The sequence below is a fragment of the Microcoleus sp. CAWBG27 genome (assembly GCF_020883145.1).
Taxonomy (GTDB): domain Bacteria; phylum Cyanobacteriota; class Cyanobacteriia; order Cyanobacteriales; family Microcoleaceae; genus Microcoleus.
Genome location: NZ_JAHREU010000001.1, coordinates 293,316 through 307,241, shown reverse-complemented (window position 1 = coordinate 307,241; position 13,926 = coordinate 293,316). Strand labels below are relative to the sequence as shown.

Annotated in this window: 12 protein-coding genes and 1 pseudogene; 7 read left to right on the top strand and 6 right to left on the bottom strand. The window is 45.4% G+C overall.

Annotated features, from left to right (window positions below; translation table 11 throughout):
• Positions 1-32 precede the first annotated feature (32 nt).
• The 3 genes and pseudogenes from QZ938_RS01230 to QZ938_RS01220 all read left to right on the top strand — a co-directional run bounded on the left by QZ938_RS01230 (position 33) and on the right by QZ938_RS01220 (position 1,856).
• Positions 33-257 (top strand): hypothetical protein, encoded by a 225-nt coding sequence (locus QZ938_RS01230; RefSeq protein WP_293148632.1) that lies wholly within the window; start codon positions 33-35, stop codon positions 255-257.
• A gap of 233 nt (positions 258-490) precedes the next feature.
• Positions 491-793, top strand: a pseudogene (locus tag QZ938_RS01225) (hypothetical protein).
• Positions 783-1,856, top strand: coding sequence for a transposase (locus QZ938_RS01220; RefSeq protein WP_293363054.1), 1,074 nt, complete (start codon positions 783-785; stop codon positions 1,854-1,856). The pseudogene QZ938_RS01225 and the gene QZ938_RS01220 overlap by 11 nt, the downstream one beginning before the upstream one ends.
• A 427-nt stretch (positions 1,857-2,283) precedes the next feature.
• Here the strand turns inward: QZ938_RS01220 and QZ938_RS01215 are convergent, their stop codons facing one another.
• The 5 genes from QZ938_RS01215 to QZ938_RS01195 all read right to left on the bottom strand — a co-directional run bounded on the left by QZ938_RS01215 (position 2,284) and on the right by QZ938_RS01195 (position 7,016).
• Positions 2,284-2,859, bottom strand: a complete 576-nt coding sequence (locus QZ938_RS01215; RefSeq protein WP_293346485.1) for an alpha/beta hydrolase — start codon at positions 2,857-2,859, stop codon at positions 2,284-2,286.
• A gap of 335 nt (positions 2,860-3,194) precedes the next feature.
• On the bottom strand, positions 3,195-3,503 hold the full coding sequence (locus QZ938_RS01210) for a DUF3493 domain-containing protein (RefSeq protein WP_293148626.1): 309 nt from the start codon (positions 3,501-3,503) through the stop codon (positions 3,195-3,197).
• A gap of 200 nt (positions 3,504-3,703) precedes the next feature.
• A complete protein-coding gene (locus tag QZ938_RS01205; protein ID WP_293148624.1) occupies positions 3,704-4,936 on the bottom strand; it encodes a DUF445 family protein in 1,233 nt (410 codons plus the stop codon).
• Positions 4,937-5,114: 178 nt separating this feature from the next.
• Entirely contained in the window at positions 5,115-5,816 is a 702-nt protein-coding gene (gene ubiE / locus QZ938_RS01200) for a bifunctional demethylmenaquinone methyltransferase/2-methoxy-6-polyprenyl-1,4-benzoquinol methylase UbiE (protein WP_293148622.1), read from the bottom strand.
• Positions 5,817-6,071: 255 nt separating this feature from the next.
• A complete protein-coding gene (locus QZ938_RS01195; protein ID WP_293346488.1) occupies positions 6,072-7,016 on the bottom strand; it encodes a response regulator in 945 nt (314 codons plus the stop codon).
• 156 nt (positions 7,017-7,172) lie between these two features.
• On the opposite strand from QZ938_RS01195, the gene QZ938_RS01190 reads away from it, so the two are divergent.
• Positions 7,173-8,267, top strand: a complete 1,095-nt coding sequence (locus tag QZ938_RS01190) for a RuBisCO accumulation factor 1 (protein ID WP_293346491.1) — start codon at positions 7,173-7,175, stop codon at positions 8,265-8,267.
• A 943-nt stretch (positions 8,268-9,210) separates the two neighbouring features.
• Complete coding sequence (locus QZ938_RS01185; RefSeq protein ID WP_293148615.1) at positions 9,211-9,405, top strand: hypothetical protein; 195 nt, start codon at positions 9,211-9,213, stop codon at positions 9,403-9,405.
• Positions 9,406-9,536: 131 nt separating this feature from the next.
• On the opposite strand, the gene QZ938_RS01180 is transcribed toward QZ938_RS01185, so the two are convergent.
• The gene (locus QZ938_RS01180) at positions 9,537-10,550 is read right to left on the bottom strand and encodes a DUF4349 domain-containing protein (RefSeq protein WP_293346497.1); all 1,014 of its coding nucleotides are present in this window, start codon (positions 10,548-10,550) and stop codon (positions 9,537-9,539) included.
• 153 nt (positions 10,551-10,703) lie between these two features.
• On the opposite strand from QZ938_RS01180, the gene QZ938_RS01175 reads away from it, so the two are divergent.
• Positions 10,704-10,826, top strand: coding sequence for a hypothetical protein (locus QZ938_RS01175; protein ID WP_293346501.1), 123 nt, complete (start codon positions 10,704-10,706; stop codon positions 10,824-10,826).
• Between the two features lie 6 nt (positions 10,827-10,832).
• Positions 10,833-13,289 carry an ATP-dependent helicase gene (locus QZ938_RS01170; RefSeq protein WP_293346504.1) on the top strand — a complete coding sequence of 819 codons (2,457 nt, stop codon included), beginning with the start codon at positions 10,833-10,835 and terminating at the stop codon, positions 13,287-13,289.
• Positions 13,290-13,926 lie beyond the last annotated feature (637 nt).

Below are 13,926 nucleotides of genomic sequence, written 5' to 3'. Positions count from 1 at the left end.
CTTACAGGGAATTAAAACAGAGGTATAACAATATGGCGAATTATCTACCGATCGCACAAGAACCTCAAGCCGCAGAGCCGATCGAGCTGTGCGAAGATTCTGAAATCTGGGGCAGTCTCAAATCCGCGATCGGAGCAAGTTCAGGATTTCAACGCTGGCAGCTAGAACTCAATTTTGAGAGTCAACAGCAAAATTGCACCATCGATCAGCAGGTTCGATCCTATCTGCGGGAAACTTTAGAAACTTTGGCTTACTGAGCGTAGCAAAACCAGAGATTGCCATAGTTTGTGAAATTTAACCTCAAATTCCGCCCTATCCCCTCCAATATGCTATGGGAGTTAACTTTCAACTTCGGAGTTCAAATTGCAGGGGAGAGATCTAACTAAATCAAAGATAACCTAGACATCGCCGGACAATCTGATACAATCAAACAAAAGTTGAACAAAAAACTATTGTCAAGTATCTCCCACCCTAATCATCATCCTCCTCCATCCTTGGAGTCAAAAAAAGAAATCTCCGACGTTGGGAAGAAACAGGAAAAATCAAAAAGCTTCTTGCCCTATTGGAACGAATCTTCTCATGAAATGTCCGAATGGTTGTCGTTGCCCACAAAAACCGATTGGCAAGAAGAGGCTTTGACAAATGCCAATGGAATACCGAGCAAAACCGGTGTAAACTCCTGGTACCGGAGCAAACAAACCTTAGTCCAGAACCAGAAATGCTTGAAGACGTGCTTGCAGTCCTCCACCGAGCGAGTAGTAGATTGTACTCTCGATGAAAGTATAAATCTTAAATCTCACAAGCTCAGGATTTACCCAAGTCAGGAATTAAATAAAGTCTGGCGTAAATGGCTAGCAGCCTGTCGTTATTGTTTCAACCAAGCAATAGCAATGCAGCGAAAAAAGCGATTAAGCAAGCTGGAATTGCGTAATTCAGTTATGCGAAGTGATTTACCAGAATGGGTAAAAGAAACACCTTGTCATATCAGGCAGAATGCTATTTTTGATGCTTACCGAGCATTTAAGGCAAGTTCAGACGCCAAGTTCCGTAGCGTCAGAGATTACTCTCAAACCATCAAGTTTAACGATTCAAACTTCAGGTCAGGCACTTGGTATCCTTCCTTAACCAAAGGATTAACCTATCATACTTCTGAGGTAATTCCTGATTGCGATCGAGGTACTCAGTTAGTCTACTGCAAGGGTCGTTGGTTTGGGGTGTTTCCTGTGCCAGTTACTTTGCCGCCTACGGTAGCAACAGGAATTATTGCATTAGATCCGGGGGTGAGAACATTTATGACCGGATTTGATGGCAATAAATTCCTTGAGTTTGGAGGTGGTGACATGGGACGAATAGCTCGTCTGTGCCAACACTTAGATAACTTAATGAGCCGAATATCTCAAGCCACGAAACGGCGCCGAAAACGGATGAGGCAAGCGGCTCATCGCATGAGAATACGGATTCGGAATTTAGTAGACGAATGCCAAAAACAAACCGCTTGCTATTTAACTAGCAACTATCGAGTCATATTTCTTCCAACTTTTGAGTCTTCCCAAATGGTAGCCCGGTCACGAAGAAAGATTCGTTCAAAAACCGCTAGAGCCATGTTGACATGGGCCCATTACAGATTCAAACAAACCATCAAACATCAAGCAAATATCAGAAACGTCAGCGTGATTGATGTCACAGAAGAATACACGTCTAAAACTTGTACCCATTGCGGTCACTTACATCAAAAGTTAGGTGGTTCTAAAGTGTTTACTTGCCCTGAGTGTGGCTACTCAATCCCACGGGATTACAATGGTGATGAAAGGTATATTACTGAAAGCTTTGCGGGATACCGCCTCTATCTCCTATGAGGATCAAGCGTGCTATCGTTACTTTGTCCGGCAATTGCCGGGTAAATGTCGCGTAAATGTATCAGAACTAGATAATTTTCGCACTCCCTCCACCCAAGCCTCAGTATCGTAGGGGAAATTGTGAGGCGACCAACCTTCTGTCGTTAAAAGTAGTTTATCTTTAGGAACTCCGGCTTCTTGAAACGATTTTGCTACTATCGGACTAGGACGAAATAGAAAATCAATTACATTAGACCTGTTGCAAAATAATTTTATGCTACGAGCTAGGGTTTGGCTTAAGTGGAGCAGATTGCAGGTTAGATCGGCACTTTACAATTATGAGTTAGCTCTGGGGGTCTAAAACTCAAAGCCTTTAATTGTTACATAGGTTTTTTTGCCAGAGGTCTATTGTGCGATCGCACAAATCAACCGCTGCTGACAAAATCCCCTACAGTCTAGGCAGGCGAATCTTGTTCAAAATGTCTTGCAGCCGTTCTGAAGCACCACCAAATTGTTCAGACAAAGCTACAAGTTTGCCGTAAGCTTCAACTAAGCGATCGCCCTCAACATTAACCTCTGGAGCAGGATAATTCTTCATAGCTTCCAGCAGCGTAATCTCGTTATCATTAGTTGCCGACAGCACCAAGGCCTCGCGCAAAGCTTCTCGATTTGCTTTCCCAGAAGGAGTGCGAATTACCTGACCCACTTCATCGAGAATTATTTCCCCAACTTTACTGTTGAGCGTCCTATTCAACAAGCTTTGACTAACTTTCACCGGTCTCATCAGACTGCGGCGAACCACTTCCGGGTCTTTTTTTGCCTTTCCCAGCAGCATTTCTAACCCGGGTGACATTTTCCCAGTTTCTGCAAAAATTTCTAATTCGCTGACTGGTAAAGTCATTCGGATCGCACTGTATTTGAGCACTACCTTTTCGGCCGCCGCCGCGGCACTGCTGTAAAACACGATTCCCAAACCTGCTGCTAAAAATAACGTCCACCGCCCTTTGCAAAATGACTTGCTCATAGTAAAATCTCCCAAAATCTTGTTCTACTTTGACTTTGACATATTTCCCAATATCCCGCCCATAGCACAAAGCCGAACACCAGCTCTTCTATAAGTGAAGGCTGGCGATCGGCTGAAATTTATTTAATATGTTTAGGGTCTTTATGAAAGCTGACCCCAATTGAACGAGTTACAAGCGGTTTATGATTAGGGTCTTTAAATTTGCTGACCCCAATTGAACCCACCTTCATATAATGACAGGGATCGATCGCAAACCAGGGTTTCGTAATACTTTCTTTATAATTATAACTTTTCCTTGCCTCAGGTATCTTTTTGTGTAGATTTGTAAACCTTTGTTACTTCGACTTCGCCGATCGGGCTTCGGCGCGTTGCTCCCAACGAAACAAGAACACCATCAAAGCCACGACTCCGACTTGGAGGGCAAAATTGGGTAAAGCAGAGCCAAGTTCTCGGCCCGAGGCAATTTTCGCGAGGAAAACTACGCCGCCGATAAAGCCCGAAGCGCCACAAGCTACGTACACAAACTGTCGTAGAGGCCGGTAGGGAGTAGCCATTTCTGCGGTTAAACGCTGGTATTGTTGGCGGCTGAGGTTGCGCGGGTTTTTTGGGAGTAAAGTGCGATCGTCAGAATTTGGGGCTGGCATAAATTTAGAGAATAAGATGGGACGGCGGTTGAAACCGCGTCTACAAAAACCCCAGGACGCCTCCGCGGAATGAAGAAAATAACGTAATTGTAATCGCTCAGTATTCAACCCGCGGAGGCGCGTGAAAGTTTGTGTAGATGCGGTTTCAACCGCCCGGTTTTCTTTACCTACAACAAATATCTCACAAGTTCCGGAATAAATCATCGTTGAATCAACATCACAACTGTCTGCAAACAGCCTACAAAAACGCCCAAAATCCCTCCTAAATTTACAATTCCCTGCAACTCGCTTTTGACAATTCCCTGAATAGCTAGCTCCAACTCTTCGGGAGAAGTGCCTTTTACTCGATCGATAATTACCTGGTCGATATTCAAAATCGGGATAGCCTGAGCTACAATATTTTCTAAATCCCGCTCCAGATAGCGATCTAACACCAAAGCCAGTTCTTTGCTAACAATTTCTAGGGAAGCGCTCATCACCGCTGAAGTTTGCAATCGATTGAGAATTAACCGCGAAATATTTTCCCAGTCAATAGATTTGCTCAACCCATCAAGTACCTCTGTGCCCCGCTCTTGAACGTAGCTGCGAACGCTGTCGCGCATAGTTTTTCGCAACTGTCTCACCGTCGAAACCGGTAAGTTTTGCATCGACAAATTTTGCAGCCATTCCTGAAGTCGCCCACGAATTCCCAAAGAAACAGTTAATTCTGCTAACCGCTGATTTGTGACTTGTCTGTCATCCAGACAAAAAGTCCGCAGCCGAGTTAAAGTGTTGCGTAAACCAAACAAATTGGCTACTACCCAATAAGTGCCGCTGGTTTTTTCTCGAAATCCTTCATCGACGATCGAAATATTGCGATCGGTCAAAAAGTCAATCAAAGCCTGCCGCAGCACTTCTGGCGGTATTACTACCTGCAACAGCCAATCAGACAACTGACCAGCTTGAGCTTCTGTTAGCTGAATTTCCAGCAAAACTTGGTCAAAAATTTGATTTAGCTGAGCTTCTAAAAAATCTTCCCGGCGCGCCAAAACTTTGAGAATTCGCGGCACAGATTCCCCGAGCAAGTCTCGCAGAATGTTAGCAAGAATTTTAGCAGTTTTTTGCTCTGTGTCTGCCTTTACTTGATCCAGGGCCAACTGCAACAGCCAGAGAATGACTGACTGCATCCGCTCAGTTTGAAGGAGGCGGCGCGCCAAGTTTTGCAGTTCCTGCGGCGTCAGCAGCGAACCCATGATTGTGTCGGAAATTCGCTTAGCCAAGCGCTCTTGGTTGCGGGGGATCAAACCGGGAGTGAAAGGCAACTGCCGCCCTTTGATGTAAATAGCTCGATAGGGGCGGAACAGCATTTTGATAGCTATATCGTTAGTGAAATAGCCAATAATTCCTCCCACTACAGGCGGGGCTAACAACAGCCAAAGTTCAGAGGGATTCATCAATTATTGGGAAATTGGGAATTGGGCGAAGCGAAGCGGAGGGATGGGGCATGGGGCATGGGGCATTGGTTATTGGTTATTGGTTATTGGTTATTGGTTATTGGAAATTAGAACAACAAGTAACAAGTAACAAGTAACAAATAACTAATAGCAACTGTCAACTGTCAACTGTCAACTGTCAACTGACTAACACCAATACTCCCATCATAGCTCCGGCAATGGGATAGTGGGTGGCGGTGGCAAATCCGGCTTGGCGGGCGATCGCGACTTGCTGCTCGCCGATCGGGAATTTTTCTAAACTAGGATTAATGTAGGCATATTCTTGAGTCATGCCAAATTGCTGAGCCACTGGCACCACGAGAGTATCTAGATAAAACTGCTGAAAGCTCCGCATCAGGGAATTGCTGGGGCGGTGGAGGTCGAGAATAGCAGCCTTTGCGCCCGGTTTGAGGACGCGGTGCAATTCCTGAAGACTGCGGGGGATGTCCGTCACGTTTCGCAAGCCGTAACCCATGGTGGCGCAGTCGAAGTAATTGTCGGGAAAAGGCAAGTTTAGGGCGTCAGCTTCTACCCAGGTAATGGGACTTGCAGGAGTGAGAAAAGGTCGATCGCGCTTACCTGCAACGGCCAGTTGTTCAGCAGAAAAATCTACTCCAAATACCGAACCGGTAGGCCCTGCTTGTTTTGCCAGCAGCAATGCTATATCGCCGCTGCCGCAGCACAAGTCTAAACAAGTATTTCCCGGGCCCGCACAGCTCCATTTCACTGCCATTTGCTTCCAAATCCGGTGCTGCCCCAAGCTTAACCAGTCATTCAATTGGTTGTAAACTGGTGCAATTCGATTAAATATAGTTTTAATTTTTTCTGCGTTATTAGTCATTGGTGATTAGTTATTAGTTATTGGTTATTTGTGATTAGTTATTTGTGATTAGTTATTGGTTATTAGTTATTAGTTATTTCTCTGTTACGAATAACTGTTGACTGTTGACTACTAACAACTGACCACTGCCAACTGTCAACTAACAACTGTCAACTAACAACTAACAACTGTCAACTAACAACTAACAACTGTCAACTAAAAACTGTCAACTGTCAACTGTCAACTAACAACTGCCAACTAACAACTGTCAACTAATTAATCACCCTGAAAACTCGTCAATACCAAAGCAACTTGTTGAGCGGCGAGGTGAACTGTTGTGAGTTCGTCGGGACGCAGGGAGCAAGGTTGCTTCCACTGAAGGGATATCAGGGCGATCGATCGACCTTTGTGAATCACCGGAACAGCCAAGTGAGCTTGAATGCCCGATTTTTGGTAGTGTGGCAGACTCGCTAGGGCTGCGTCGCTGGCAATATTCACAGCACCCTGAATAGCTTGAGAGGAGATCGCCTCTAAAACCAGAGGGTCATCTGCCAGCCAATTTTCCACACTTTTACCGCTGGTGTGAGTGCCTTGAACCGGCATTAAAGCAGTTCCTTCGAGCAATTGCAAAATACAAGTATCAGCCAAAAAGTTATCGCTCACAGCAGTAGCAATTGGGTCTAAAGTTGCTTCCAAACTTGGATAATCTACAGCCGTTTGCATGATGGTTGCTAACAGTTGTATTTGATTTTGGGCGCGATGCAATTCCTCAGTCCGCTGCTTGAGAACTTCATAAGTCTCGGCCGCCTTTTGCACCACCATTTTCAATTCGTTCGGGTCCCAAGGCTTGGTGATATACTTGTAAACCTGTCCGGAGTTAATCGCATCCACCAAGTCTTCAATATCCGTAAAACCAGTCAAGATAATTCTGACCGTATTCGGAAACTGCGGCACGGTTTTGCTGAGAAATTCCGTTCCCTTCATTTCTGGCATCCGCTGATCGGAAATGATGACGGCGACCTCGCCCTCAATGGCGAGGACTTCCAAGGCGCGAATCCCGCTCTCAGCTTTGAGCACGTTAAAATCTCGTCGAAAAGTGCGGTAGAGTAAATCCAGATTGTCTGGTTCATCGTCTACTACCAGCATTTTGGGTTTTTTTGGTCGGTGTAGTGTCATGAGCTGGCGTTTAATTTGATCGAGCTCTGGAATGGCATTATCCATAACAATACGATAAACTCCCCTTTGTAAATTTAGGCGAGCAACTATTCTGTAACAATAGTCTCATAACTCCCTTACCATAAATCTATCGCTCTGCCGCGACACGAGCCTTGCTAGTATCCAATTACACATAACTCAACGCTGGTTTTTGATTCAATTATGACTGATACACCGCAAGATTCTTCCCCTTCTAAACCTGCACCCTCCACTGATGCTGTGGATGTGGAAAAGTTAATTCGATCGCTCCGCCGCAAGGAAGGCACCTGGGTAGAGTGGGGACAAGCCTGCACGGCACTGTTGCAAGCGGGCTGCAACTCTCAGCAGATTTTTGAACAAACTGGTTTTGAGCCTATTCAACAAAATCAGGTCGGCGTTGCAGCACAAGTTTACACCAGCATGGTCAATGCTGGTGCTTCGGAGGAAGTTCGATCGCACTTTCTGCGGAAAGGTAGTGATATTTTATACGAGTTTCGGATTCTTTCGCAAGCAGAACGAGCCGGAGCGGCAGCTTTGATGTTGGCCCACAATTTGGATGTTGATGATTCCCGCCAAGTTGCTAAGGCGATGAAGGAGTTTTCGCACTTCGGGAGTCTCCCACAGGGGTTCACAGACACTCCTGGGGATGCTGTAGCTTACCAGTGTTGGCAGTTGGCGAGACAGAAAAGCGATTTGCAAGAGCGATCGCGCTTAATTGCTCGCGGTTTAAAATTAGCTAGCAGCCAAACTGCTAGGGCGCAAATCGAGCAGTTGCTGGTCGATTTTACCGTAGTTCCGAGGCAGGAAGCGCCCCGCTTACCAGTTTACAGGCTCGATACCGAGGAACAACTGCCTCGGATTGTCCCGGTTGTAGGCAAATTGCCGCTTTCTACGTCAGATTTGCTGGCAGTGCCTTTGCCGGAGGAAATCGAGCCCTTCCGCATGGTAAAGTTTTCGGGAGCCGGAGCTTGGGTGGCGATTCCCGGATGGCAGGTAATTTTGAACGCGGAAGATCCGGTGGCGGTTTTGGAAATGAGCGATCGACTGCCGGTACCGTTGCAAGGTAAAGTTGAAGAAGTTTTGATTATTGCCGATCGCGCCGAAAGACAGTGGGATGCTGAGAGTTATTTCCTGGTTGATAATGCTGGCAATCTAGAATTGCAATGGTTTGAAACATCCCCGCAGTTGTCAGTTTTGGGGCGAGTTGTTTTGGTGATGCGACCGAAGAAGATTGTGGATGAAGATTATACCAAAGATGGATGGCAAATTGACGATTAGGCAGTTGACAGTTGACAGTTGACAGTTGACAGTTGACAGTCATTCATAGGGTGTGTCGCGATCGAAAATCCTAAACAAAGATAGACAATCTCATCGCGACGCACCTTATATTATTTGCGATTCTGAATTTGGGCAGGAGTTGCACAACTGTTACATTAATTGACACTCCCAGGTCTAAAGACACTGAGATTCTTAAGAAATTTCGTTCTTAATATCCCTATTGCTAGGGTTCCTGGGCGCAATCCTTTTGCCAAAAAATGGTGGGCTGCTATCCTTGCCTTTGGGCAAGCTCCTCAAGCGTTTAAGGGTTTTTAGCCCTTGGTAACGCGAGAGTCCCCGCGTACCTTTAATGTATGGTAGGCATTTGCTTCTCAGGTTTGCACCTGTGTATCCATCCCACTATGCTTAGTATAAGAGCTTTTGCCCTTTTTACACTGCCAAAAATGTTAAGAATTAAGAAAGACTCACGGCGGTTAAAACCGCCCGCGTCGCTTTCATCGAGCGGTCTAAAGACTCTGAGTTTTTCGCTTCCCGACTGTTTTTTATAAAAAAAAAGGTACGTAGTTGCGCTTCAGCGCTCTTTATAAATATCAGGAAAGAGCGCTGAAGTGCAACTACGTACCTTAAAATTAACCCCCCATAAGAGTAACTGTTGCGTTCAGAAGTGTTGGGAATGATATTACGTGCGATCGCAATATTTCGGTGCTTGGTGCGTCGCTACCAGATATTCGATTTGCTCCAAATATGGTCTGCAAGCGACACACCCTACAAACTGATGGGTGGCCAAACGGGTCAGTGGCGGCACGTCGCAATTCACTTTTCCCTACAGGGGAATTGAAACTCAAATTGTCCTGAAAGAGGTGTCGCATTCCCGGAGAGTGAATCAGTAAAGTTGCTATTCACTTTTCCCTGCAAGGGGATTGAAACCAAAAAGGAGATATACATGGAATTAGTTGAATGTGGAAAATGCGATCCTGGCAATAAATATTCTGCATGGTATGCTGCTTACGAAGGTAAATATCGAGATTGTCATATCCGTGGATATGGCACTGGCGATACCAAAGCAGAAGCCAAAGAATCTGCACGCGAAGATTACCAGAATGAAAAAGAAAAGATTAAAGAAAAGTATTATTCTTAATCTGTCATTTGAGTCGCAATAAGTAAGGTGCGTCGCCATCAACAATCTGCAAGTTTCATGGAACAAGTCGTAGCGACGCACCCTACAGTCCTCCGTTTAGATCGTTCCGATGAAGAGCGGAATTGATATGACTAATTCGCAGCAGGCGGTTTCGGTTCTTGAACTTTCGGAACAGAATGCTGTTTCTTAAATCGAATTATACCATAAGTCGCCGCTCCAATTACTAGGAAATAAGGGCTATAAGCCAAAAGCCAAATGCCCAAAGCAAACAAACCTAAAGTTAATTCGCTCACAGAATGAGTCGCTTGTCCCCAAGTTTCCTGCACCCGCAAGCCGAGAGAAGGTTGCGGTTCTTGCTGGGCGGAGACTGCTGCTTCTAGAGTTAAACTAATAGTCGAATAGGCTACTTGATTCCGCAAACTTTTTAACTGAGCGTCGATGCGCTCGATCGACTCCCGAATCGTACTCAACTGCTGAGAAGCTTTGAGCACGTCGCCAACAGAGCCGGAGCGCTCCATAATTTTTAACACAACTTCCTCGGATTTGCGAAGGTTACGCAGCCTAGCCTCGCTGTCAACTAATTGCTCGCTAACATCCTCAGCCGTAAGCCCTCGGTTTTCGACACTTCCGAGTTTTGCTAAAGCATCTAAAGTAGTTTCTAACTTTTCTTGAGGTACCCGAATCTGCACGGTTGCAGTTTGGCGCACGCTAGAATCCGGCGGCTTTTGGTTTTGGAAACCCAAAATATCGCCTCGCTGTTTTTTCACAATCTCGGTAACTGATTTAGTGCTGCTGTCAATAGATTTGACAACTACACTGAGTTCGGCTTTTTTAATCAGTTGGGGAGCAGTTGCTGGAGTTTCTGCGGCTGGTTTTTTTGCGGTGTCAGCAGCAACTTTTGACGCTGCGCCTCCGGGTGTGCTTACAGGTGCGGGTGCGGATTGGGGAGCAGATGCGGCAATTTGCTTTTCAGCGCTGCGGGATGAGGTAAAGCCGTTTGCAGAGCCGGTGGGGGAAGTTGCACAGCTTGGTAAAGCAATGGCTGAGGATAAAGTTAAGAATGCTACAACTGCAAAACGAGTTGTGCTGTTGTTGGCTGGGTTTGGCTGGTGTGGCGGGAAATTGGTTTTGAGGTAAGTTTTCATTGGGGATTTTTCCTGTAAAAAGGTTTGGGTATTGAATTTTATGCTGGTTTTAATTTAAGCTCGGATAGATAGGGTTAGTTTAGCCGATACCAAAATGGAAACGGTAGAGGTTGAAGAGTTGTTGGTTTTTAACCGGACATCTATGCGGATGTAATGCCAGTGCGATCGCGCTTAAGCGTTCCGACTTTGACGGGAAATTCAGCAACTCGATTTCTGATACGGTTTGAAACTGTCGATCGCGAACAATATTTTTCTAATCTAAAATCTCAAATCTAAAATCGCATGACTGATGAATTTGATACTGATTTTAGTCGATCGACTGCCGAGATCGATCGCCCGAACAGCACTTTCTCCGAGTTAGAGCCCGCCGCGCTTTTGGCTGCCGCTTGCGGTAAAATTCGCGACAGCTTGCGTGCGGGCCAGCACGAGATGGCGGATTGGGCGGGCGGCCCCCTTGCGGTTTCGGCGGTTCCAGGGGCCGGGAAGTCTACAGGAATGGCTGCTGCGTCGGCAATTGCGATCGCCCGCAATCGACTTAACAACCGCCGTCAGTTAATTGTAGTGACGTTTACGCGATCGGCTGCTGCTAATATCAAAGCTAAAATTCGGGAAAGATTGGCACAATTGTCTTTATCCCAAGGCGGTTTTGCCGTCCACACTTTGCACGGTTTAGCTTTAAATATTGCGATGCGCCATCCCGATTTGTCGGGTTTAAATCTCGATAATTCGACATTAGTCACTCCAACTCAAAGTCACCGCTTAATTCGGACTTGTGTAGAACTTTGGATCGCCGAAAATCCGCGCCGATATCAAGTTTTGTTGGAAGGACAGCAATTTGATGGAGAAGAAACAGAGAGATTGCGGCGCCAATCGGTTTTACGCACAGAGATTTTGCCGCAGTTAGCTAAAACTGTGATTCACGAGGCAAAATCTTCCGGTTTATCACCCGAAGAGTTATTAAAAATGGGCGATATTGATTCTGGCGGTGGTTATGAAATTTTAGCCGTTGCTGGCGGTTTATATCAAAAATATCAGGCTTTGTTGAGAAGCCGGGAATTCATCGATTATGACGAGATGATTTTAGCAGCTTTGCGGGTGTTGGAAAATCCGGGAGCGAAGGCGATCGAGCAAAAGCAAGTATTTGCGGTGTTTGAGGATGAAGCACAGGATTCTACACCTTTACAGACTGAGCTTTTGAAAACATTGGCGATCGATCCCGACCGTCCTAATTCACCTCCTAATTTTATCAGAGTTGGCGACCCAAATCAAGCAATAAATTCAACTTTCACTCCCGCAGATCCGATTTATTTTAACCAATTTTGTGACGAATGCGAAGTTGAAAATAAGTTAGCAACAATGGACGGTGCAGGCCGCAGTAGCCAGATCGTTATTGATGCAGCTAACTTTATGTTGCAATGGGTAAACCGCTCAGAATTAGCGGGAACCGAACAGCCTTTTCGCGACCAAACTATCAAGACAGTTCCCAGCGATGACCCGCAGCAAAATGCCAATCCCGCCCCCATAGGTCGAGGCTTAGAATTGCATACTCCCCGCGATATTTACCAGACAGTTGAGTTAATTGGCAAGCGGGTAATTGAGTTAGTCGAAGAATTTTTACCTGCGGATTTTGTCTGGACAAATCACGAGCAAAATATTCAATCTAGCAGTGAATCGAGGGATGAAGAAAATCGCCCTAAATTGCCGTTAGAAAATCTAAAATCAATGGCTGTTTTGGTGCGGGAAAACAAACAAGGCAAGTTTATCAAAGAAGTCCTAGAAAATCCACAAAAACACGGATTGAGCTGCGATTTACGCAAATACGGGATTAAAATTGAGGATGTCGGGGAACGAGACAGACATTCTCAAGTACCTTGGGAAATATTAACATTGCTGCAATTTCTCGATCGCCCGCACTCACCAGACTACCTGAAAGCAGCATTAAAGATTTTGAGCGATCGACAACTCATCCCCAAACAAGACTATAATGCCTTCGCCACCAGCCCCGAACAATTCCTCTACCCAGGCCCCCTAGACCCCCAGCAGTCAGATCCAGTCCGCAAATGCCGTTATTTTTGCTGCGGTTTACTGCAAGCACGCTTAGAACTCCCGCCCTACCAAATCATCTCATTCTTAGCCTTAGCCCTGCAATACGACCAAACAGAATTAGCCACCGCCGACAAATTAGCCGAAAGAGTAGCAATCCAAACAGCCGGTAACAATTCAATGAGCAATATTTTGGGAGTGCTCAGCGAAATTGTTAGTTCAGAAAGATTTGAGCCTGTAGATGCAGATGACAAAATAGAAGAACGCTACACCAGCAAAGGTCAACTCACAATTATTACCATGCACAAAGCCAAAGGATTAGATTGGGATTGTGTATTTTTACCATTTCTGCACGACCAAACAATCCCCGGAAGCTTGCGAGTTTTGCCACAAACCAGATTTTTAGGAGATTTCACTTTATCCGAGGTAGCGAGAGCGCAAATTCGAGCCAGTTTGCACGAAAAACATCCTTTACCAAATCTCGGCGAAGCGTGGGAACAAGCAGGTTATTTGAAAACAGCAGAAGAGTTTCGATTGCTATATGTAGCCATGACGCGGGCCAAAAGTTTGCTGTGGATGGCAGCGGCTAAAAAAGGGCCTTTTACCTGGAACAAACCCGAGAATTTGCAAGAGCAAAAACCTTGTCCGGTAATGCCTGTTCTGAAGCAAGAATTTCCCGGAAATGTGATGTTGTAAAATAGATTTTTGGAACGAACCGCGAAGACGCAAAGGACGCAAAGAGAAGAGAAAAGAAGGGGTTTCGCAAAAAAACTTCTCCTCTCTTCCTTCGTGCTCTTCGCGCCTTCGCGGTTCGTTTAAAAAAATCTCATTCACAAATAAAATAAAATTGAAGCAGAGATTTCCAGAGAATGTGATGTTGTAAAATAGATTTTTGGAACGAACCGCGAAGACGCAAAGGACGCAAAGAGAAGAGAAAAGAAGGGGTTTCGCAAAAAAAACTTCTCCTCTCTTCCTTCGTGCTCTTCGCGCCTTCGCGGTTCGTTTAAAAAAATCTCATTCACAAATAAAATAAAATTGAAGCAGAGATTTCCCGGAAATGTGATGTTGTAAAATAGATTACTGAAACGAACCGCGAAGACGCAAAGGACGCAAAGAGAAGAGAAAAGAAGGGGTTTCGCAAAAAAACTTCTCCTCTCTTCCTTCGTGCTCTTCGCGCCTTCGCGGTTCGTTTAAAAAAATCTCATTCACAAATAAAATAAAATTGAAGCAGAGATTTCCAGAGAATGTGATGTTGTAAAATAGATTTTTGGAACGAACCGCGAAGACGCAAAGGACGCAAAGAGAAGAGAAAAGAAGGGGTTTCGCAAAAAAA

Coding starts and splice junctions, on each gene's coding strand:
- ubiE (WP_293148622.1), bottom strand. CDS start 5,816: ATGACTAATAACGCAGAAAAAATTAAAACTATATTTAATCGAATTGCA.
- QZ938_RS01210 (WP_293148626.1), bottom strand. CDS start 3,503: ATGCCAGCCCCAAATTCTGACGATCGCACTTTACTCCCAAAAAACCCG.
- QZ938_RS01180 (WP_293346497.1), bottom strand. CDS start 10,550: ATGAAAACTTACCTCAAAACCAATTTCCCGCCACACCAGCCAAACCCA.
- QZ938_RS01170 (WP_293346504.1), top strand. CDS start 10,833: ATGACTGATGAATTTGATACTGATTTTAGTCGATCGACTGCCGAGATC.
- QZ938_RS01230 (WP_293148632.1), top strand. CDS start 33: ATGGCGAATTATCTACCGATCGCACAAGAACCTCAAGCCGCAGAGCCG.
- QZ938_RS01190 (WP_293346491.1), top strand. CDS start 7,173: ATGACTGATACACCGCAAGATTCTTCCCCTTCTAAACCTGCACCCTCC.
- QZ938_RS01205 (WP_293148624.1), bottom strand. CDS start 4,936: ATGAATCCCTCTGAACTTTGGCTGTTGTTAGCCCCGCCTGTAGTGGGA.
- QZ938_RS01175 (WP_293346501.1), top strand. CDS start 10,704: ATGCCAGTGCGATCGCGCTTAAGCGTTCCGACTTTGACGGGAAATTCA.
- QZ938_RS01185 (WP_293148615.1), top strand. CDS start 9,211: ATGGAATTAGTTGAATGTGGAAAATGCGATCCTGGCAATAAATATTCT.
- QZ938_RS01215 (WP_293346485.1), bottom strand. CDS start 2,859: ATGAGCAAGTCATTTTGCAAAGGGCGGTGGACGTTATTTTTAGCAGCA.
- QZ938_RS01195 (WP_293346488.1), bottom strand. CDS start 7,016: ATGGATAATGCCATTCCAGAGCTCGATCAAATTAAACGCCAGCTCATG.